This is a genomic window from Dyella sp. (genome assembly GCF_035277725.1).
In the GTDB taxonomy this organism is placed as follows: Bacteria; Pseudomonadota; Gammaproteobacteria; order Xanthomonadales; family Rhodanobacteraceae; genus Dyella_B.
This window is the reverse complement of the sequence record NZ_DATEJY010000075.1, coordinates 1-22,264: the sequence shown is the minus strand read 5'-3', so window position 1 is coordinate 22,264 and position 22,264 is coordinate 1. Positions and strand designations below refer to the sequence as shown.

At 61.7% G+C, this 22,264-nt stretch carries 16 protein-coding genes; 5 read left to right on the top strand and 11 right to left on the bottom strand.

Annotation, left to right across the window (positions count from 1 at the left end; genetic code table 11):
* From VJR68_RS07570 to VJR68_RS07530, 9 genes are all read right to left on the bottom strand, one after another.
* The coding region (locus VJR68_RS07570; protein WP_324147053.1) for a filamentous hemagglutinin N-terminal domain-containing protein at positions 1 to 7,634 on the bottom strand (7,634 nt) is incomplete at its 3' end.
* Between the two features lie 367 nt (positions 7,635 to 8,001).
* Positions 8,002 to 8,367 carry a hypothetical protein gene (locus VJR68_RS07565; protein ID WP_324147052.1) on the bottom strand — a complete coding sequence of 122 codons (366 nt, stop codon included), beginning with the start codon at positions 8,365 to 8,367 and terminating at the stop codon, positions 8,002 to 8,004.
* Positions 8,368 to 8,380: 13 nt separating this feature from the next.
* Positions 8,381 to 9,001: an OmpH family outer membrane protein gene (locus VJR68_RS07560; protein WP_324147051.1), complete on the bottom strand. Its 621-nt coding sequence runs from the start codon at positions 8,999 to 9,001 to the stop codon at positions 8,381 to 8,383.
* Positions 9,002 to 9,177: 176 nt separating this feature from the next.
* Positions 9,178 to 9,789: a hypothetical protein gene (locus VJR68_RS07555; protein ID WP_324147050.1), complete on the bottom strand. Its 612-nt coding sequence runs from the start codon at positions 9,787 to 9,789 to the stop codon at positions 9,178 to 9,180.
* Between the two features lie 10 nt (positions 9,790 to 9,799).
* Positions 9,800 to 11,587, bottom strand: coding sequence for a putative porin (locus VJR68_RS07550; protein WP_324147049.1), 1,788 nt, complete (start codon positions 11,585 to 11,587; stop codon positions 9,800 to 9,802).
* 133 nt (positions 11,588 to 11,720) lie between these two features.
* Complete coding sequence (locus VJR68_RS07545; protein ID WP_324147048.1) at positions 11,721 to 12,392, bottom strand: energy transducer TonB; 672 nt, start codon at positions 12,390 to 12,392, stop codon at positions 11,721 to 11,723.
* Positions 12,393 to 12,402: 10 nt separating this feature from the next.
* Entirely contained in the window at positions 12,403 to 12,807 is a 405-nt protein-coding gene (locus VJR68_RS07540) for a biopolymer transporter ExbD (protein ID WP_324147047.1), read from the bottom strand.
* Positions 12,808 to 12,817: 10 nt separating this feature from the next.
* Positions 12,818 to 14,632 carry a DUF2341 domain-containing protein gene (locus tag VJR68_RS07535; RefSeq protein WP_324147046.1) on the bottom strand — a complete coding sequence of 605 codons (1,815 nt, stop codon included), beginning with the start codon at positions 14,630 to 14,632 and terminating at the stop codon, positions 12,818 to 12,820.
* A gap of 49 nt (positions 14,633 to 14,681) precedes the next feature.
* Positions 14,682 to 16,292: a ShlB/FhaC/HecB family hemolysin secretion/activation protein gene (locus VJR68_RS07530; RefSeq protein ID WP_324147045.1), complete on the bottom strand. Its 1,611-nt coding sequence runs from the start codon at positions 16,290 to 16,292 to the stop codon at positions 14,682 to 14,684.
* A gap of 783 nt (positions 16,293 to 17,075) precedes the next feature.
* Between VJR68_RS07530 and VJR68_RS07525 the strand changes: the two genes are divergently transcribed.
* From VJR68_RS07525 to VJR68_RS07515, 3 genes are read left to right on the top strand one after another with little or no spacing between them, the layout of a single operon-like run.
* On the top strand, positions 17,076 to 17,768 hold the full coding sequence (locus VJR68_RS07525; protein WP_324147044.1) for an STN domain-containing protein: 693 nt from the start codon (positions 17,076 to 17,078) through the stop codon (positions 17,766 to 17,768).
* Between the two features lie 10 nt (positions 17,769 to 17,778).
* Positions 17,779 to 18,324 carry an RNA polymerase sigma factor gene (locus VJR68_RS07520; protein ID WP_324147043.1) on the top strand — a complete coding sequence of 182 codons (546 nt, stop codon included), beginning with the start codon at positions 17,779 to 17,781 and terminating at the stop codon, positions 18,322 to 18,324.
* A 4-nt stretch (positions 18,325 to 18,328) separates the two neighbouring features.
* On the top strand, positions 18,329 to 19,318 hold the full coding sequence (locus VJR68_RS07515) for a FecR family protein (RefSeq protein ID WP_324147042.1): 990 nt from the start codon (positions 18,329 to 18,331) through the stop codon (positions 19,316 to 19,318).
* A gap of 73 nt (positions 19,319 to 19,391) precedes the next feature.
* Here the strand turns inward: VJR68_RS07515 and VJR68_RS07510 are convergent, their stop codons facing one another.
* Complete coding sequence (locus VJR68_RS07510; RefSeq protein WP_324147041.1) at positions 19,392 to 19,595, bottom strand: hypothetical protein; 204 nt, start codon at positions 19,593 to 19,595, stop codon at positions 19,392 to 19,394.
* A 150-nt stretch (positions 19,596 to 19,745) separates the two neighbouring features.
* Positions 19,746 to 20,519: a hypothetical protein gene (locus VJR68_RS07505; protein WP_324147040.1), complete on the bottom strand. Its 774-nt coding sequence runs from the start codon at positions 20,517 to 20,519 to the stop codon at positions 19,746 to 19,748.
* 589 nt (positions 20,520 to 21,108) lie between these two features.
* Here VJR68_RS07505 and VJR68_RS07500 point away from each other — a divergent pair.
* Both VJR68_RS07500 and VJR68_RS07495 read left to right on the top strand, forming a co-directional pair.
* Positions 21,109 to 21,687, top strand: coding sequence for an RNA polymerase sigma factor (locus VJR68_RS07500; RefSeq protein WP_324147039.1), 579 nt, complete (start codon positions 21,109 to 21,111; stop codon positions 21,685 to 21,687).
* Positions 21,687 to 22,264: FecR family protein (locus VJR68_RS07495; RefSeq protein WP_324147038.1), on the top strand; the 578-nt coding region annotated here is incomplete at its 3' end. The genes VJR68_RS07500 and VJR68_RS07495, both read left to right, overlap by 1 nt.

Below are 22,264 nucleotides of genomic sequence, written 5' to 3'. Positions count from 1 at the left end.
TCGTAGCCGTACTGCGTGTTGAGGCTGCCATCGCTGGTGCCGGTGGTGCCGATCTGCACGATGCCGCCGCGCTGTCCGGGAATGCTGCTGGTCGCCAACACGTTGCCGTTGAGGGTGACGCCATTGCGTCCATACAGCTGGACTTCGCCCGCCGCGGCGCCCGATGCATTGATGGTGCCGTCGATTTCCAGCACGCCGTTGGCCGTGTTCACCGCACCAACGCCGCCATTGGCAGTGATGTAGACATCCTGCGCGGTAAGGCTGTTACCGGCCGACAACACCAGGTTGCCGGCACCGCTGCTGATCGAAATACCACCGGTGGTGCCCGCCTGCGCGGTCAGTTGCGCCAGCTGATCCAGATCGAGTGCGCCGCCGCTGCTCACCGTGAAGTAACCACCGCGATAGCCGTTGCCTGCCTGCCCTTCGAACGTGCCTGCGAGCGTGGCCTGATGGCCGGCCTGGATGGTAATGCTGCCGGCGGTACCGCCCAGCGGCGCGCCGGCGAAATCCACCGTCGCCCCTTGCTGCACGATTACCGAACCTTGATCGGAAACCAGCTTGAGGTTTCCGCCTGCTGCATAGGTGGTGGTGTCGTAGAAAGTCTTGTTGACTCCTGCGGTATTCAAGCTAGCGCCGTTGGCGATGGTGAGATCGCCACTGGTTGCTTCGAGGCTCAGGTTGCCCGCCGAGGCATCGACTGACGTGTCGATGGTGAGCGCGCCGCCAGTAAGGTTCAACGCGCCGCCGATGGCATTGTTTGACAACGCCGTGCCGGTTGCGCCGTTCACGCCGAACGCACCCGTGGTGGTCAGTGTCGTGCTGGCGCCGCTCTCGGCCAGCAGTACAGGCGTGTTCAAACTGACGTTCGCGGCGCCGAAGTCGACACTGCTGCTGCCTTGACCGGCGATGCCATGGCTGACTGTGGCGCTGACACTGCCAAAACCCTGCAACGCCGTATTGCCCGCCGTGAAATCCAGCTCGCCTGCGTTCAAGCTCAGCTGACCGCTACCCGCAAGCGGCTTTACCGCGCTGCCGCCTATCGCATTGCCCAAACCCAGCGTGGCCGCCTGGATATTGACTTGCCCACCGTCACTGACAAACGCATTGGCATTGAGATTCAACGCCTGTGGCAGATCGATGGATACATTGCCGAGAAAATCGATCGCGCCGCGGCTGCTTAGCGTGACCTGTTGCGCTCCGCTCAGCAGGCTGAGCGTCCCCGGCCCGATAACCAATCCGGCGGCATTTGCGTTGCTTTCATTGCTGCCCACGAAGGTAATCAGGCTGGCGTCGGCCAGAATGTTCGTGGCGCTGAATACCGCCGACGGACTGACCGATGTTGCACCGGTGGTGTCCATGATCAGCGCATTGCCGCCTTGCACCGTCGCACCACTGTCGATGGTGAGCTGGCCGGCGGTTGCGCTCGACGTGACGTCATTGCGCGTGACGCTCACCATGTCGTTCTGCGATACGCGCAACAACGCACCATTGCCGCTGAGGGCAGGCGTGGCAGATCCACTTGCGCTGGTGCCGGCATTGCTACCGAAGACCAGCGGCGTGGTATCCGAAGAACCCGTGCCGCTGGCCAGCAATACGCTGCCCGATTGCAGCACGATGCCTTGTGCGCCCGCATCGTTGCCGCCGTTGGCGACGAGCAATATTTCCGGCCCTTGCAACGGATGCGCACTGTCGTTGGAAAGCGTCACGCTGTCGGCATTGCTGGTGACCTGATACCCGTTGTTGCCGAGTTGACGCGTGCCACCAAGCATCAGGCTGCCAGCATGGAGTGCAGAAAGCGAATCGGCTGATATCTGCAAATAGCCGGCAAGCGGTGTCGAATCCGGACTCGTCACCTGGATCGCCTGCGCGGAGATATCCACCAGCGAACCGCGGCCACCACTGGCCGGTGCACCCTGCAACGATGCGCCCAACTGCAGTTGCTGCGTGGCACTGAGAATCAGGTGGCCTGCATCTGCCGGCAGTGCAGGTGTGATCGTACCGACCTTGCTGGCCTGGTTGGCGAAATAGCTGTCCGCGTTGGAGAACTGATATTGCGAATACTGCTGCCATACCGGACCGGACTGCACCAGGAAGGTGGTGTTGCGCGCATCGCGTGCACCGTCCAGCGCATCGGCAAAATAGCCGGTGATACTCATGGTGCCATCGGGCAGCACGGCGTTCTGACCGAGGATGGCGTCGTGCGAACTGGTGTCCTGCACCACGCGATAGGCACCCGGCAAGGTGGCGTATTTCGCCGGCAGCAATACGTAGTAGCCCGCCGGCAAGCCTGCCACGCCAGACAGGTACACCGACTGCCCGGTTGCCGGTCCAGCACCGGCACCCTTCTCCAGCGCCGCGTCTTGCGCACCCACCGGCGCTGCATAGCCAGGCACGATGGCATACACCGCGCGTCCATCGCTGTATTGCGGCACCTGCGTGCCGGCGGCGCTGGTGGCGTAGCTGGTTTCGTATTGCGAAAGCACGTCGCGCGTGCCGCCCACGCCAGGCACCCATTCCGACGCCTGCAGTTTGCCGCCGCCGCTGACGTCGATGGTGGCGCCACTATCGAGCGAGATGTTGGCGCCAGCAATGTTGATGTTCTTGCTGGGCGGTGCGCTGAGCGGCGGGGTGGTTTGCAGCGGATCGCCGTCGTAGCTCCATTGCTGGCCGTCGACGGTGGAACCGTACGGCACCACGGCGCCATCCAGCGACACCGAGGTGATGCTGCCGCTGCCCAGGTGCACCGTTTGCGTGTTCACCAGATAGCTGCTTGAGGTATTCAGCGCATTGGCCGCAGCAACCGGATCGCCGACGCCGATGATCAAGCTGCCGGACGGTACCCGCACCGTACCGTCCTGCTCGATCCGATCCGCATCCAGCAGCAGCGTGCCGCCCGCCGAAAACGGTACCGTGCTCGCGCCGTTCCCGAGGATGGTGAGCGTGGTCGACAAGGCATTGCCTTGCGCGTCGCTCAGCCCCGATGGATTGGCAATCACCGCAAACGGGTAGCCGCTCATCGGATAGATCTGCGTCGCCTGCAATGTCAGATTGCCGGTGGTGAACAGCAGTCCGGTAAACGGTGTGGTGCTGCTGTATTCACGCGCCGGCGGTACGTAGAAACGAAGATCACCGCTGGAATGGAAGCTGGCACTGGCCCATCCTTGCAGATTGATCTGGCCACCCAGGTCCATGAAATTCGCATTGATATCCAAGACCCCGTCACCGGCGGCGGGCGTGGGAGTCTGCGAACCGATCAGTTCGACATACGGCGCGGTGATGCGAACCGTACCGTTGCCCTGCGAGTAAGCATTGCCCGTATTGACCGGCGGATAGCTGCTGCCAGCCGGCAATGCGATCAAGCTGGCCCCGAAAAGGGTGAAACTTCTACCTAGTGAAAGATCAATATTGCCCGCGAATCCGATCGCCAGCGGGAAATAGCCGGCTGCCGTCACGCTTGGGTCCGATCCTATCGCAAGACTAGTGATGCCCGACCCGTCCAGGTGATTGAGCGAAAAGCGCAACACACCCGATGCGCCACCGGCCTCCACCGTATCGCCTGGCTGCAATCCGGCCGGTATCAGCAAGCCGGATTGCTGCAACACGATGGCGCTCGCGACGGGATTGCCGTCCAGGCCGGTCAGGCTATTTGCATACCCTTCAATGCGGAGGCTGCCCCCTTCGGCCGAGGCACCTCCTGCAGCCGCGCGCAGGGTTCCGTCCGCATAGAGACCTGCCGCAGCAGAAAACACAATGTTGCCGCCATTGCTCCACACCGGTGTCGGCGTATAGCTTGCCGAGCTACCCGCAAGCTGGCTGGATGCACTTGGCAAGTCATAAATATCGGCGCTGCCGGATGCATCGATCAGGCTGCCTTGCTCAGTCAGCACATAACCGCCGGAAAACAGTGTGACGTTACCGCCATCCAGAACGGTGCCGGTGTATGGCATAAAGCGTGAAGCCAAGCCCAAGCCCGCCGCTGCGCCCGGCGCGGCAGTTGCCAGCGGATTGATCAGCGACACGCCCGCCACGTTTACGACCGCCTGCGGCCCTAGCCATAGCTGTGCCAGCGTGGGGAGCTTCAGGCTAACCGGCACGTTGGTTTCGAGATCAACCGTGCCTCCGGGGGCGTCGATCGTTCCGTCGACAATGGTCGACCGCGTACCCGCCAACGTGATATTGGCGCCAGCATCCGCAACGATGGTCGCGCCTGCGCCGAGCGTCACTGAACCAGTAACGCCCGGATAGCTGATCGGTCCCGCACCGGCATTGCCCGGAATGGCCTGCCAGTTCAGATAGGTGCCCGCACTCAGCGAAAAACCCGCACCATTCGTATTTTGCGACACGTAGCGCAAATAAGGCGCAAGCTGGCCGATGCTGGTGTAGTTGCCACCCGCTACCGCATTAGCGCCGTAGATATCCGTGCCGGTAGGCGCAGCAAGCAAAGCGGCCACGTTGGGCAGCAGGCTGTCGCGGCTGATGTGCAGGATCGTGCCGGGCGCGATGCTGGCATCGGTGATGGACGTCAACGCATAGTTGTCGAAGCCCTGCCCGGCGAAGAACGACGGTGCAAGGTACAGGCCGTTGCTCAAGGCAAGGTTGGCCGGATTGCCGCCGATCTGGATATCCGCCGCTTGCATGCTCAAGGTGCCGCCAGCGCTGAAGCCGAATGCACGCAACGTTCCACCCAACTGGATCGACGCCGTTTCGATCGATGAGGGCGGGAGCGCGGACACGCCGACGAACTGATTGCCGCCTGCTGCGACATACGTCATCAGGCTGATGTTGCCGGCGTTGCCTTCGGGAATACCTTTGCCGGTGAGCTGTAGCGCGCCGCTGCTGTTGACGTACCCGCCGCTGGAAACGTCCAGCAGGCTGCCTGGCTGCAACACGATCGACGCAGTGTCATCGAGAAGAACCCCACCGATGGTTCTTTGAAATCCGGTCTGATTCGTCACCAGGTTGATGCTGCCGCCGTTGATGTAGCGGTCACCTACAAACTCATCACTCGGCTGGCCCGCATCGTTGACCCACATGCCGCGTGCGCTCAGCACCGCTGCACTGCCGACGGTGATGTCGCCAGGGACGGACTGTTGACCGGATGTCGAGATGGCCAGCCCAGACGCGGTAAGCGTGATCGACCCAGCAGGCGCGCTCAGTTCGCCTTGCACGTTGATCCGCGGCGCCGTCAATTGGATCGTACCGCCGGGCATCACGCTCAGCACGGTGCCGGGCTGTTCCTGGATGTCGCTTGAGCTGGCGCTGACCGAGCTGAAACCACCCTGGCGCACTAGATCCGCCGACAGCGATGCGCCATCTGTGGAAGCGCCTTCCGCGTCGAGCACGGTTTGCCAAGGCGTGGTGGCCTGGAATTGCGGATCGATCTGCTCGACCGTTGGTGTGGACTGCTGCAGCGTGAGTATGGCGTTGGCGACAATGCCACTGCCTTGCTTGATGCCTGCGTTGAGTTGCAATGCACCGCCGCTGGGCTGCGTGCCATTCGTCACCTGGTTGCGCCCCGGAAACGCCTTGGCGGTGATCTCGCCATCCAGGTCCAGCACATCCGTGCTGATGCTGAGCGTGCCGGCATTGCCGCCCACGGCGAACCCGCTGTCCCAGCGCGTGGTTCCGGCCAGCAGCGGATTGGTGTAGTTGGTGGTGACACCCCAGCGGTTGTCGACCACGTCGTAAGTGCCGGCGAAACCGACATACGTCTGGTTGGGATCGGCATCGGCAATGTTGTAGACGCGGCCATTCGCGGCGAGCAGGTTGGGCGTGGTCACCCAGCCAGCCTGATAAGCGATGTAGCCACCATCCAGGTTGAGCTGTGCTCCGCTGCGTACGATCACTTGGTCGCCGTTGAGGTTCAGCGTGCCGCCATTCGTCATCATCTGCGTGATGTCGCGCGGGATGTTCTGCACGTAGCCGGATACGTTGAGAATGGGGCTGCCGACCCAGCTCAGGCCATCGGCCGTGACGCCACTTTGCGAGCTGTCCACCACCAGGTTTTTCTGCGTGTACAGAAAGCTGTTGCGCAGCAGCGGCGAATCGGCCAGTTCGTTCTGGCCGATGCGCGGGATGGTCACCAGCAGGGCCGACATCGGCAGTTCCACGTCGGCGAGGCCGGAGACGTCGATGACGGCGCCTTTGTCGACGTAAATGCGGCCATATGTGGGCCCTGCCGTGGCCATTTCATCCTGAAGAATCTGCGCCAGGATGTTTACCTTCGCGCCAGGGGCCTCGAGCAACGAACCGGACTGCAATGTGACGGTTCCGCCAGTAAGGCTGACGCTGCTTGGCACGAAGGCCGCGGTGGCGGCAGCTGTCGAGGTGGTGGTGGCGCCATCTTTTTCCGGCAGCACGGCTGTCACTGAATTGGCGCCCAGCGTCAGTGCGCCATCGCGCCGAAATTCAGCACCACCTTCATCTCGTGCATCCAGATCGATGCTGCCGGGATAACTGATGCTGGTCGATGCCAGCGCAACACCTTCCTGGTCCACGTTGTAGCCAAGCATGGCCACCTGGCCACGGCGCGCCTGCACCAAGCCGGTGTTCGTGGCAGTGCCGCCGGGGTAATTCGTCACGGTGGCAGACTGCTCGTTCAGGACATTGAGTGATTGGTTGTTCTTGCCGGCGGCGGATAGATCGGCGAACTGCACGCCTGCGGCAAGAATGGCTTCGCCATCATCCGCCACGATGCTGCCCGCATTGGATACGTTCGGCGCCGCCAGCAACACAAAACCTTGCGAGCCCGAGCTGATGGATGCGCCCTGCTGCACGACGACGTCATGCTTGGCTGCATCACTAAACACGCCGTTGACCAAAAATGGCGTGAGCTGGTTGGTAGCACCCTGAATACCGCTGTTGAGGAACGTGCTATTGCTTGTGGTTACGTCGCTGCTGAACAGATCCAGCGAACTCGCCATCAACGACTGCGTATTCACCTGGCTGCCAGCACCAAACAGAATGCCGTTGTGGTTGAGGATATAGACCGTGCCCTCAGCCTTGATCTGCCCGAAGATCTGGCTCGGCACGCCACTGGGATCAACCACGCGATTGAGCGCGATCCAGTTGTTGTTGCTGCCGTTGGTCTGGTTGCCGCCGCTTTGATTGAAATACAGCGTGGTGTTGCGGCCGACGTTGAAGCTGTTCCAGGTGAGAATCGCTTTTTGCGCGGTCTGCTTTACCTGGACGGTGGTTTGTCCGTTCGACGTGGTTTGCGTGGGCAGATTGGCGTTCTGCCATAGCGATGGATTGCTGGATATACCCGATGCGACCGCCAGACCGCCCGCCGTCAAGCCATTCGGCACCGGCGATGCTTGCTGTTGCGCTGCCTGCTGCGCCGATTGCTGTGCCGCCATCTGCGCGGCGATCGCTTGCGCGGCGCGGCTGAGATTGGCGAGTGATTGGTGTACCTGTTGCTGTTGCAGCAGTTGTTGCGGTGATTGCGCTGCAAGGCCGGCGGTAGCCGGTGAGGTGCTGCCGGCGGGTTGCGCGGGGTTGCGATTCAACGCCTGCTGCTGCAGCCAGGCCTGGCTCAGCGGTGGCGGATTGCCGGCGTGGGCCGGGAGGGTGGCCATCGCCAATACGGAAGCAATGGCATAGGCCAGGGGATGTCTGACCGTTACTGCACGCATGGAACGGAAACGTTTGCCTGAACCGACCGGTGTGATCACGAAACTCTTCCCCTGGACGTCTTTAATCGGCACTTCGCTGTTAAGGCAACACTGCCCTGTGCCCTGCGAACAGACAGGGCTGGTGACGACGGTGATACTTGATCAGTGTTGCCTTAAGTAGACCGCCGGGTGCATGACGGACTGAACCGTGTCACCAAAATTTCATGGGGAATGTCGCGGGGATTTCACGCGATCAAAACAATTGCGCTCGATGGCGCAAAGCTGCGTAGGTTGGGGTGCGAACCCCAACATATTGATACTCATCGCATGACAATGTTGGGGTTCGCACCCCAACCTACGCACTCCGAAATGTTCACGCGAGCAGATTTCAATGCGTGCCGACAGGAACGCCCAGCAAGGGCAGCGGCTGCGACGGCGGTGGGCGCCACGGTTTGACGGACTTGCCGAGGTTGGGGCCCATTTGATGGCTGAAAGCCGAGAAGTTGAACTGCCCCACCTGCTGGTTTTCGGGCAGTTGCGCGACGGGGTCCAGTTGCAGGGACGGCTGCTGCGCGGGGTGCGCACCAGCGGCCAGATGCTGGTTGAGGCAGGCATAAGAGAGTGCGGGATGATCGTTGACGCTTACGTCCACGCACGAGGCAGACACTTGCGCATGCGCGGGTGCAACCGCCTGCGTCCAGGCAGACGCCGATACCAGGGTACCTAGCAACAAGGCAGGCAGTTGCACACGCATGCTGGCATGACCGTTATTGCGCGCCGCCCGATGCGCCGCTGTTGGCGGGAGCCTGCTCCAGGTTGAATGAAAGGGTGGTTATCTTGGCATCAAGCCCTTGTACGACGAGCGGGGTCAGGTCGTTGGCCATATTGCCGCCGAGCACGGCGTTGCGATCCAGCAGCAGGCCGCAGTTCTTGGTGCGATACGCCTCGGTGATCACCGGCTGCGCGTATTGCGCGATCTGGCCCAGCGCCTTCACCCGCGTAGCTTCCAGTTCGCGGCTGCGCAGTGCCTGGTCTTCCTGCACTTTCTGCATGCGCTGGCCCAGGGCCTGTTCGCGCGACTGGCGCTGGTCGGCGGACAGCGAAGCGGCTTGCGAGCGGTAGCTCTGCACGTCGGCGTCGATCGGCTTGCGTTCGGTTGCGATCTCGCTCTGCGCCTGGTCAGCCAGCTGCTTCAAGCGTGCGGAAGCGGCCTTGCCGACCTTGGCATTGGCAAAGATCGCCTCGCGCGACAGGTAGCAGACGCCCGATACCACCGGGCCACCGAGCGGCGGGTTGCTGTCTCCGCTGGATTGGGCTTGTGCGGCAGCAGCCGGCACGGCGGCGAGGAGGATGGCGGCAAGGGCGGGGAAGGTTCGATCGAGGCGCATGGTTGGTCCTTCAGTGGCTATGGCTGGTTGAAAAGGGGCACCGTACGCCAATTGCGTTGCGATTGCAGCTATACGACGAATCGGGATTTCTGGCGGACGAAATCACGTAGGTTGGGGTGCGTACCCCAACATGGCCATATCGATCGGCATCACGATGTTGGGGTTCGCACCCCAACCTACTTCTTGGCACGTGGATCGTAACGCTGCTCGTACAACTTATCGCCATAAGCCTGCGCCGCATTCTCCAGCTTCACCCGCTCCGAAGCCGCAAAGGGCTCGCGACTCGCGATAACCGCGCCGAGGCCGATATGGCTGTAGGCATCCAGAATCTCGTTGCCGATCTGGTAAAGCTGCTGGTTCTTCGCTGTGCACACGGTGACTTGCTGTTGGGCTTCGTTCAATTGACCGGCCAGGTCGCTGCCGTGCTGCTCCTGTGCATGCTCCTTGGCATTGGCGTCGGCTACCTCTTTCTGCAGTTGCTGCGCCTTGGCCTCGGCCTGCTCGCGCGCGGTGCGTTCGGCTGCCAATGCGGCAACATTCTGCGATGACACCGCAGGCTTCTTGCCGAGTTCCGCCTTGGCGGCATCCGCGTCCTTGCGCGCCGCATCGCGCTCCTGTTCAAGCCTGGCCTTCTCCGTCTGCCATTGCGCTTGCTGGCCTTGCAGATCCTGCAACTGGTTGCGTGCATCGGCCAGTTGCGAACGCAATTGCTCTTCCAGCGTCTGCGCGTGCACGCCGCCGGTAAGGGCGATGCAGAGAAAGATGGCGAGAGTCGCTGCGCGTTTCATCGGTCACCCCTCAGAACTTCGTGCTGATTTCAAACTGCACCACGTCGATATTGAACGGCGGCCCGTACACCGCCTTCGCGCCGTAATAGCGTGCGGACAGCCACGTGCGTGGCGCAATGCCGTAGTCGGCGGTGAGGATGAAGCCCTTGGCGTTGGTACCGCCCAAGTGGAAGTTCTGGTCGGTGAGGCCGTCGAGCATGGCATCGGGCTGCAGGTACTTGTAGCCGAGGGCGATGTTCCATTCGTTCAAGGCCATGGGATGTGGATTGCCGATGATGCCACGCAGTAGCCAACCGACCGGGCCACTCTTGTAGGGTCCGCTTTCTCCCGCAGTGGCACTGCCCTGGTAGTTGTTCACGGGCACGCCCACACCGTTCGGATAGCGATCGAAGGCATCGCGTTCGTGGTAAGCCAGGTTGCGCTCGTATTCGGCCTGAAGCTCGATCGGCGTTTGGCCCACTTTGAAATCAAGTTTGTTGACGATGTCGGCGACGTGATAGTTGTACGACAAGCCCACGAACTGCGGCTGCGCATAGTTGCCGGGCGACGATGGATCAGGAACGATATTGCGCAGCAGGAACACTGAGTTGCCCCATTGCATATAGTCCGGCGCGGTATCGTCGGTGCTGCAGTAATTGATGCCGGTGTAGAGCTGGCACGGCGTCGAAAGCTGCCCTTGCATGCGATCGAAGTAGTAATACGCCAGCGCGAGCTTCCATGTCGTATCTTCGCCAAACTTCCAGTTGAAGCCGAACTGCGCGGCGCTCAACCAGCGGCTGTCGGAATATTTGTCGTGGCTGTAGGCTTCCGACGGAGCCGCGTTGCCGGTGGTGCCGCCGGTGTATTGGATCGGGAACGCACCCAGGGTTGCGAAGGCAGTCAGCTCATCCGAGAACGGCAGTTCGCCATGGCCAGCAACGCCATCGAAATTCAGTTCGGTGGAATAAAGCAGATCGGTGACAGTAAACGGATCAGGCATGCGGCCAGCCGTTACCGACAGATCCTTGTTCGGTTGCCAGCGTATCCAGGCTTGATCCAGCCAGATGTCCTTCTTGATCAAGCCGCCACCGAGTGTCTGCGTGGTCGATACCGGATTGTTGTCGCCGCCGGAGCCGATGCGCACGCCGGCGGTGATGGTGTCACCCAGCTTCACGTTCATGCCGATATGCGCCTGCAGGCGCAACATGTTCGAGCGGTTCTGCGTGGAGTTAAGCAACGGCGGGTGCGGCGAGCTACCAGACGTGCCGGGATTGATGTCGAACGGCCCATTGCGGTTGAGCGCGGCATAGTCGATGAAATCGTCCGCATTGTTGCGGCTGTAGAGCCACGACTCATCGCGCACATGCACGTCGCCATACCAGCTGATGCGATCCAGCCAATCCGGTATCGCATTCGGTTCTGCCCAGTGCTCGCTCTTGGCTTGCGCGATCACTTCCTGCTTCACTTGCTCGCGAATTTCGTTGCGCACGTTTTGCGGCACGTATACCGCACGCACGTCGCCCGGTTGTGCGCCGTCAGCAGGCACGCCGGTGGGCGCGGTGGCGGCGGCTTTTTGCGCTTGCAGGGCTTCGTCGTTGGCTTGCTTGAGCAGGCCGTCGGCTTCGCCCTGGGTGAGCAGGCCCTTTTTCACCATCAGATGGATGAGGTTGATGGTGGCGTTGGTGGAGGGGGCCGCGTCCTGGGCGTGCGCTGCGATGACTTGCGTGCCCAGCAGTAAGCCGACGATGAGGCTGAGCGCTTTTTTGCGTGCTCGAATGGATGGCTCCTTGCCGTCATTCCCGCGCAAGCGGGAATCCATGTTTGCCTCCCGCCAGAAGCGAGATGGATTGACCGGCATTGGCCGTTGTAAAGCGCTTCCGTTTTCGCGGGAATGACGGCAGAGTAAATTTTGCTTCTGCGCGAGAGACTTCATCATCTTCTCCATAAAAAACTCAACTTGGCCGATAGCCGCGCATCGCAACGCGCACCGGCATGTTCAAATTCGGGGGTGGTGGCGTGTCGATGCGCACGCCGCGCAGCACTTCGAGCAGTGCGTCGTCGGTTTTTGCAACGCCGCTGGGCTTGATCAGTTCCACGCGTGTCACGCCGCCGTTGGGCGACAGCCACAAGTTCACGCGCACGTCGAACACCAGCCGGCGCGTGCGGTCGTCGCGTTGCACGGCTTCTTGCAGCGCATAGCTCAGGTACGCCTCGTAAGAGGAACCACCTACCCCGCTACCGCCGCCACTGCCAACCATGCCGCCGCCTTCGCCGGCGCCGATGTTGAACGCGTCATTGCCGGCCTGCGCGGGACCATTGATGGTGATCTGCTTGGCGAGGTCAGGTGCCTTTGGCGCCTGCACCGGTTTGGCCGGTTCGGGCTTTGGCACTTCCTGCTTGACCTCTTCGACTTTCTTCGGCTCCGGTGGCTTTTCTTTTGGCGGCGGCGGTGGTGGCGGCAAGGGCGTGATGGTGGCGATGCGCGGCGCGGAACGCCGCACGCCCACTTCGTGGCCCGCCAGCATCCACACCAGCCATGCCGCGGCAAGCAGCAGCACGATGGCGATGATGCGTCCACGCCATCGCTGCCATCTTGTCTGCTCTGGGTAAGCGGGCTCGAACATCGCTAGGTTCTCAGCTCGATTGCTTGCCGGTCACCAGACCGACTTGAGTAAGTTCGAGACGGCGCAGCAGATCGAGCACGTCGACCACTTTCTGGTACTGCACGTTGGAATCGCCTTTCACGATCACCGGGAAATCCGGCGTAACCGCTTTCTGTTCGCGCAGGCGCTGTTCCAGCTCGCCCATCGTCACCGGAAAGGCATCCAGAAAGACCTGCCCTGTGTCGGACACGGTGATCGCCTTGGTCTGTGGCTTGGCCAGGCTCACCGACGAACTGGCCTTGGGCAGGTTCACCTTGATGCCCTGCACGGCCGCGGTGGTCATGATGATGAAGATCACCAGCAACACGTACGCCAGGTCCAGCATCGGTGTGATGTTGATGTCGTCGTAGGGCTTGTCGTCGTCCTGAACCTGCATGGCGCGCTCCTCAGCCTTCGACCGTGGAAAGGTCAGCGGCGCGATGCAGTTCGGCCAGGCGCGTGACGAATTCATCGACGAACACCTGCATGTTTGCGGTGACCGCCTTGTTGCGCGTGAGCAGGTAGTTGTAGCCAAACAGTGCGGGAATCGCGACGAACAAACCGGCCACGGTTGCCAGCAACGCGGCGGAAATGCCTGGCGCGATCGCATTGATGTTCACGTCGCCTGCGGCAGCGATCGCCGCAAAGGTGATCATCACGCCGACCACCGTGCCGAGCAGGCCGAGGAACGGGCCGCCGGAAATGGCGATGGTCAGCATCACCATCGAGCGCGACAGCGCCTGGTTTTCGCGCACCAGGGTGGAATCCATCACCGCGCGAATCGCTTCGATCGATTCGGAGGCGATCACCAGCCGGCCGTCTTCGTCGCGGCGTCGCCACACTTCCTTGGTGCCGGTTTCATAGAGGCGATACAGCGATGAACCGGTCAATTCAGTCTTGATGGCGGGCGACACATGGTTGCCAGCAAGGCCGAGCAGATTGCTGCCAAGTTCGCGATAGCGATGCAGAAAACGTTCATTCGCATTCGTGACGCGCGATACGTAGCTGCCGCGCTGCCACATCACCAGCCAGGAGATCACCGCCATGACGCCCAGCAGTGCAATTACCACCCACGCATCCACCGTCACCGACTTGACGATGATGCCGAAGTAGCCAAAGCCGAACCCGGATTTCTTTTCATCCTCGCCGTAGGCCACCAGCTTTGATTCAGCGCCCTGCGTCAGCACGTCGGCGGCAATGGCTGCAGCCGGACGCGCCACGCGCGAAAGGCGCAGTTCATCCATCTGGCCGACGAATGCGGCAAACGGCACCGGCGTGTTGCCTGCGCTCGCTGCATCGCCACCAAGCGTGGCGCTGCCGCTCAACGCCGGCAGTGCAGCGGCGAGATTGGCGGCAGGTTGTCCGTTCACGTACAGCGTGATTTGTCCGTTGCCGGCAGTCACCGCCACATGCGTCCACTGAGCCGCCTTCAATGGCGTGGTGGCGTTGGCACGTTGCGGCGCACTCCCACCATCCACTTCCACAAACGGCGCGCCGTTGTCGATGCCGATCAGCAGCGCCTTGCCGTCCTGGCGATGGCCATAGATCAACGTGGCCGTGGTCGGCATGGCATCCAGCTTGATCCATGCACTGAAGGTAAAGCTGCCGCCGTCCTTGATATCGAGCGAAGAGCTGGCCGGCAAACTGACGACACTGGAACCATCGAAGCGTCCCGCACTGCCGGCAACGCCATCATCCATCGTGCGCAACGCGCCGCTTTGCGCGTTGTTGCCATAGGCGGTAGCGTCTTTCGGCGGCTGGCCGCTCTGTTCGTCGAAGTGATAGACCAGCGTGTAATCCGCGTCGAACGTGGCGGCGCCGTTGCTGAATACCGGCGCCTTGGTATTGCCGTAATACATCCAGATGGTTTGCTGGCCGTTGGCCGGCAGGTCGGTCACGTCGAGCCAGATCTGCGCGACGCCCATCACCGGATCGAAGTTTTCGATCTGGTAGTTCAGCGGCGTCTTGCCATCGGGCCCGATGAAGCGCAGGTCGGCGCCCGTCTTGCCGACGCCGTCGAACTGGAAATTGCCCGGATGCAGGCGGATCAGCAGCGGCATGCGCCCCACCGGCTGCGCAAGGTTGCCGCCCTTGGGTGTGGTATCCAGCGTGATGGGTTTGCGGTACGACCAGTCGTCGTTCCACCAGGACGCCTCGCCGGCCATGCTCAAGCGTGGCGCCAGCAGCAGGCACAGCGTGCAGAGAAGGATGAAGTACCGCATGGTCGTTGAGCCCCTATCCGGATGATGCAAAGTGGTTACAGCAAACTGTTCACAAGCCCGCTTTCACGCTGAAAAGCAGATGTCCGTCGTGCGCCCTGGTCTGCGTGCCGTCGCGCAGCGGGTAGGCGTATTCGAGATCGCCGGTCAGATCGTGGAAGACGGTGAAGGTGGTGCCGACGCCGGTGCTGAGCAGCGTGAAGCGTCCACGCTGTTCGGCCAGCGGATCGATCAGCATCAGCCGCGCGCTATCGACAAACAAATGGAAACGCCAGTCGTCAGCGAACGATCCCACCCATGAATGTATCGACGGCGTGCGCAATTCCACCGAGGCGATGGCGCCGTTGTCGGCGGTTTCTTCTGCCGACAGATAGCCGCGCACGCTGCTCATGCCACCAGCAGCGAACTGTTCGCTGGAGATCAGCGGCTGGTCGCTTGCTTGCGCGCTGGCGCGCGTTGCCACGGCGAAATCGCCGGCGAAGCTGCGCACATAGTTGAAGTCGAAGCGCAGATCGGCGAAATCCGCGCGCGCGTTGTAGCGCTGGTTGTCGAACGCCTGGCTGCCGCTGCCCGCGCCGCGCACGCCGAAGTTGCCGGTGAAGGTAAAACTGGTGGTGGCTATGTCGGTGCTGCGCTGGCCGGTATAGGCCGCAGTCAGCGGGTAATACGTCAGCGGCGCCAGCAAGGTATTGCCGCCAAGCGTGATGTTCTGGTCGAAATGCTTGCGGCTGAAGCCGAACGACACCATCTGCGTGTAGTCGCCGCCCAGCACCGGCAATTGCCGCGTCGCCTGCAGGCTTACCGCATTGCCCTTGCCCAGCACGGTGGTGCCGCCCAGTGTGTTGGCATTGCTGTTGGACTTGTACGCCGAGCCGAGCAGGCTCCAGTCCGTATTCAACGGCGCCAGGTACGACAATGCATACACCTCGGTAGCGTGCCGATCCTGCGGTGCCACGATATAGGTGGCGGAAATCGTGTGTCCCAGCTGCCACAAATTGTTGTAGCTGACCGAGGCGATGGTGCGCAGGTCCGGCGTGTAGGCGCTATGGTCGTTATTGACTTCGACGCTGGCGTGCAACGGATAGCTGTCGTTGACCTTCAACGTGACATCCATCGTTTGCGGCATGCTGCCGGGACTGAGCAGCGGCACCACCTGGCGCCCGGGCTGGCGATTCAGATCGGTGAGTTCCTGCTGCACCTGATTGAAGTTGGGCACCGTGCCTTGCGTGAGTGACGGCACGGCGTCGCGAATGGCTTGCGGCGAGTGATATTTGGCGCCTTCCACGCGCACGCGGCCGATGGTGTTTTCGGTCACCTGCAGCAGGATCACGCCGTTCTTCACCTGTTGCGGCGGAATCTCCACCACTACCGATTGGTAGCCCTTGGATTGATACAGCTTCTGCAGCGCGTCGCGCGCGGCGTGCACGTCGTCCATGCTGCGCGCCGGACCGAGATACGGTTCCACCGAATCTTCGATGTTGTCCGGTTGCAGCAGCGTATTGCCGCGCACCAGGTATTCGTTGACCTGGAATTTGGTGGGCGCCGATGCGATAGGCGTCGTCGCCTGGTTTTGTGTTTGCGCCGCGACCGGCAAGGCGAATGCCAGGCCAATCAGTGCGGCCAACGGGCGCAACAGATGTTTCCTTCCGTGTTGCATGCTCATGCGCCGCCTCATGCCTGCATCGGCCTGCCGCGCCGAGCCGATCCCCATCGGCGCCACGACCCTACCGCGCTGCCGATAACCGAATCACGACAACGGCGTGTCGGCTCCACAACACGCGGCGGCTCCATGCACGGCGTCCCCCTGCCACATCCTTGTGGCACTCGCAGTCCTTGCAGCCGATGTCTCGTTTGCCTGATCACGCAATGCGCATCCCGATCGCGACGGCGTTTGGCCGTCCATTTGCAAGAGTCAAAATGTCCCCACACGCGAGCGCCAGGCGCTGCACGTGAAGCAACGGAAATCGAAATGGCGTCCCTGCCCGTCCACGACATCCCTGCCCGAATAGACCCGGATCTCTCCGCGCGACTGAACCTTGTCACGAAAAATTCATGGAGTGGGCGTAGACAGGGGTTTTGGACACACCGCTGTCATGTGTCCGGACACACGACAGCGGTGTAGTGCGTGCCCTTTTTGCAGGGGCTGCAAAAAATCTGTCGTCGTCCCGGCGAAAGCTTAGGACCCAGTGGCTTTTTGCATGGCATTCAAGTCGCTGGGCCTCCGGCTTTCGCCGGGCGACGGAGTGGAGTTGCTGTGCATACGCGCAGGATGGGTAGCGATAAATCATCCGCGCGATTCACTGTCACATTGCGGGCATAGTCTCTGAGACTTGTCCAAGGAGGCCATACAACGTGCGGCGCTTTCGCAACAACGAGTCTTGATCGCGTATTCCCACGATTTGCTTGCGTGCGGTTTGCATGGTTGGTGTGGTGTTTGACGCTGCCCTTGGCATCTCCCGCGGAATCGGCTTCCCCACCGTCTCAGGCGACGTCGCCTACGACGCGTTGGGCCGGCCCGCTCCGCATCGATGACAGCCTGGCGTTCGACATTCCGCCGCAGCCACTGCTGACGGCGCTGCAAACCTATAGCGAAATCACCGGACAGGCGGTGCTGGTGGATAACGCGCTGGCGCAGGGCAGAACGACGCCAGGCGTGCACGGGAGTTTCGACAAGACCCAGGCGTTGCAAAAGCTGCTTGCAGGGACCGGGCTGGTTGCCAGTTATTCCAGCGACCAGGCGTTCACATTGAAGCTGGCGGAGCCGGACGTAACCGTCGACAGAACGGTGCGCGAAAAAGCACAGAGCCTTGGGGTGGAGGAAAGCGAAGCCGTGATCGAACAGTACGCCGGAAAAATCCAGCAGCCCATCGAAGCGGCGCTCTGCCAATCCGACGATGCGCGTCCAGGTACGTATCGGCTTGCCATGCAGATATGGATAGCCGCATCGGGCCACGTCGAAAAAACCAGGCTGCTCAGCCCCGTCAACGGCCAGCGCGCCTACGCCGTGCACCATGCCTTGAACAACCTTGTGCTCGAACCACCGCCCATGGACATGCCGCAACCACTTACCTTGCTGTTGTTGCCCAAGCACGCCGATGGCGTTTCGGCGTGTGCGACAACGCGGCCAGCCGCGCATTGAGACCGGGGCGATGGAGACGACATCCCTACCCTTGCTCCGCTTGTTCATCGAGCGTCGCCATGAACTGCGGCGGCGCCTGAAAAACCGGCTAGGTTCCGACGAATTGGCCAACGACGCCTTGCAGGAAACCTATCTGCGCATCGAGCGCATGGGCGATGCGTCGTGCGTGTCGAGCAATCCTGCCGGCTATCTGTTTCGCATGGCCATCAACGCCGCATCCGATCAGCGCCAATTGGATGCGCGCTATCTCACCGGCACCGAAGTGGATGAGTTGTTGAATGTCGGCGCGGATACCCTGGACCCGGCCCGCGTAGTGCATGCCAAGCAGGAAGTGCAAGCGCTGCAACAAGCGCTGAGTGAGCTGACCGAACGCCAGCGCGCCATCCTGATCGCAGCGCGCGTCGAAGACGTACCGCAGGAGGACATTGCCCGCCGCTTCGGCATTTCCGTGCGCATGGTTGGCAAGGAGCTCAAGAAAGCATTGGAATTCTGTGGCAAGCGTCTCGATCGAAAGGTCATTCAGCGGTTCGGTCCTGGTGCCGGAAAAGAGTCTTAGGGGTATGCCGATCACCGATCACATGGGCCATCGCCGTGCCGCGCTGCACAAGGAAGCGCAGCATTGGTTGCTGCGCCTGACTTCCGGCGCGGCCACCGTGCAGGATGCGCGCGCCTTTGAACATTGGTGCGGACAAAGCGCCGCGCACGCGGAGGCGTTCGCTGAAACCCGTCGCCTGTGGGAAAACCTGGGGCCGGCTGCGCATGCATGGATGGCCAGCGAACGCGTGCGTGCCGCCGCCGTGGCCGATCGTGTCGCCGGTCCGCGCATGACTCGCCGCGCTTTTCTGGGTGCGGCCGTCACCGCATCGGCGGCGCTGGTGGTAGTGCATCCACCGCTGCAGCTGTGGCCGTCGCTGTCGGACATGGTGGCCGACTATCGCACCGCCACCGGCGAGCAGCGTGAAGTGGATCTGGGCCGCAGCGTGGTGGTGCAAATGAATACGCAGACCACCATCAACCTGCGCAAGGCCAACAGACAGATCACTGGCATCGAATTGCTCGGCGGCGAAATTCAGGTAAAAACCACGGCCGCCGCGGCCGATCCATTAAGCGTATTTGCCGGCGGTGGCCGCATCGACATCGGCGCGATGGGCAAATGCAACGTGCGCTGCAACGGCAGCGATGTGCAAGTCACCAGCCTGGATGGCGCCACCACCTTGCGCTATCAGGGCCAGACCGCCGTACTCAAGACCGCAGAGCGTGCTGAATTCGGCGATGGCCGCGTCGGCCGGGTGATGCCGGCGGATCTCGAAGTCACGATGGGCTGGCGTCGGCGCGTGCTGATTTTCGATGGCCAGCCATTGGTTGACGTGGTGCGCGAAATCAACCGCTATCGCCCGGGCAAGATCATTCTTGCCAACGATGAACTGGGTGCACGCACCGTGCAGGCGCGGTTCTCGCTCAATCAACTCGCCGATGTGGCGGCGCTGATTCACGATGCGTATGGGGCCAAGGTTACGGCGCTGCCCGGTGGGATCGTGATTTTGAGTTGAGCGCAAAACACGTAAGCCGCCATGCCGCTGCGACTGCGCAACGTTGGGTTACGCTGCCCAACCTGCGCCAGCCTCACTGATCGCTTGAACGAATAAAGGACAAGCCTTTGGGCGTGAGCTGAAGTTTCCCGTCGTGACCTGCCTCACCCAAGTCCTGCACCAACCCCATGGCAAGCAAGCGCGAGGCGATGGACTCCGGCACCGTCGACGCCCTCCCTTCCGCCACGCTTTCCAGACCTGACAACTCATGTTTTTCCAGCTGGATCGACACGTTCACGGATACTTCGCTCGTCATTGGGTGGCTCAAGCTTGCATCGGCCTATGTGACAAATGCCTCCCCGGTGCGTGAACGCGACGTATGCTGGCGATGCATTTGCGCCTCGAAAAGAAGCCGCAGGCAGGCGGCTTCTTTGGGGTCTACGGGCGCTTACTGCTGCGTGAGCGTGTAGTGCAGCGTTACCTGATCCGGCGTGACGCCATTCAAGTCATTTTGACCAATGACCTGATCCACCTTGTAGGTTGCGCCTGTGCTGTCGGTGACTGTGCCAGTAACGCGGATCGCAACGAAACGCGTGCCGGTCAAGTTACCCCATCCGTCGCGCAAGCCGCGCACTTCACCCAGCACAATCTTGCCGGTAAAGGTATCGGTTTCGCTCGCGCCCTTTGCGTTGGTTACCGACACCGGGCCTGACACGGCGAATTTGGTGCCCGCGTTGTAGTTGCCGGAAGGAATGGATACGCCGCTGCCCGAGATGCTGACGGAGATGGCATCCGACAACGAGTAAGGAGGTACGCCACCGGCGCCCGACTGCAGGCTTTGCACGTCGGTAACATTGCTCACGGTCAGCAGGCCGTTCAACAAGTAGTAGGCGTTGGCACCCGAGTTCACCTGTTCGGGCAGGACGCCAGCGGTGTTGCTCGTCACGGTCGAAGAGCTGGTATCGGTAGCCACCGCGAAGGAAATGCCAAAGGCACCCGAATCGGTGAAGCCGCCCTGATAGTTATAGGTATTGTTGCCCGAGGTCTCCAGCTTGCCGCCTTGCTGGAACGACAAGCTGTCGCTCTGTCCAGAAGCATTACTGAAGTTCACCTTGACACTGCTGGGAATATAGGTGAATTGCGCCGCATGGGAAGCGGCGGCAACGAACAACAAGCCGGCCGACGTGCACATGACCAGCTTTTTCAGGCGTGAGGTATTCATGAGCGCTAATCCTTAAATTGAGCACAAGATGGGGTGCGCCGTGCATCTTGGCGCGGCGCGACAGTTGGCCGGACCTGAGTCAGGCGTCGAATAACGTCGTGAACGTGGGGATTATTTACGCCTGTCTGTTTTCAAGCGCGTTGCCGATTTGCGTGCCTGAAAATGACAATTTATTTAAATGGATAATCCGGCACTCATTAGGGATGCCTTCGACGCTGGTGCTAGCCGAGGCGCGCATACCGTGTGGTGACGGGTACGCGGAATAGATCAGGGCATCCTTAACCGCTGCATCGAACTGAAATAATGACCTTCACAATGGCCGATGCCGTTGCCAGCTCGATGAGGTTGTCTTGACGGTGTTCGCTCGCTATCCCAGCAAGGCCTGCAAGGAATCATGTGTCCTTCGGGTTGCCGGCCTGGACGTTACCGTGGGCTGGCGGGTAGCTGAACCGTGTGGGCGAAATGCCCACGAACAGGCGCTTGGAGGTAGATCGTGTGAAATGGTGGCCGGCGCCCGTCCGATTTGCATACCTCCCCGTTTTGCGCCACATTCGTCCCACGCTTACGTGGGGCAGTTAAGAAGGCGGGGATGAAAAACAAGCGGGAGAGTGCGCCGATGGGGGGACCGGGCATTCCGGCCATTGGGGCACACGACAATACGCATAGTTTCGAAACGTTCCTGCGCGGCCAGTTCCGTGGCCTGCTGCAGTTTCTGCGTGCGCGCACGGCCAACGAGCAGGATGCGGAGGATGCGGCGCAGGAAAGCATGGCCAAGCTGATGCGCTATCGCGAATCCGAACCGCCGTCGGCCTGGAAACAGCTGCTCTACCGCATCGCCGTGAACGTGGCGCACGACCAGTACCGGGTGGCGCTCAGCCACCACAACAAGGACCACGTCGCGCTGGAAGGCCTGGATATCGCCACGGGTGAGCACACTCCCGAACAGCGCGCGCTTTACGACCAGCAGGTGGCGCGCCTGTCCAAGGCGATCCTGGAGCTGCCACCCAAATGCCAGCGCGTGTATCTGCTCAAACGCGTGCATGACATGAGCCATGCGGATATCGCCAGCCGGTGCGGCATCTCGGTGAAGATGGTCGAGAAGCACCTGGCCACCGCCCTTGCGCAGCTGCGGCGCAAGGTAGGTGATTCGTCGACGGAAACGTTTTAATGAACATGGACAGGGAAAATGCCAACCAGCGGACCCACGCCGGCTCGCAACACGAGGCGGAACAGTGGTTCGCGCGCCTGCTCGACCGACGCTGTCCGCCGGAAGAGCGCGCGGCTTTCGAGCGCTGGCGTGATGCCGATCCCGCGCATGCGGCGGCCTATCGCGAGCTGGAATGGTTGTGGAAGCGTAGCGAAGAAGCAGTCAAAGACCCGGCCGTGATGGCGGCGGCGCGGCGCGCATTGCGCCACGAGCCCGAACCGCGCGCCTCGCGGCGCTGGCTGCTGCCCGCCATGGCCACCGGCTTGGCGTTGCTTGTTGCAGTGATCGCCCTGCCCCGCTGGGTGTCGACGTCGACCAACGTGGCTGCGACGACCTATGCGACCGTGCCTGGCCAGCAGCGCACGGTGCCATTGACGGACGGCTCCGTGATCCTGCTCGACACCGACAGCGAAGTCTCGGTGAGCTATAGCCCGGACACGCGGCGCGTGGATCTTCGGCACGGGCAGGCGCAATTCAGCGTGCAAGGCAATCATGCGTGGCCGTTCGTGGTGCATGCGGGCAGCGGCACCGTGACGGC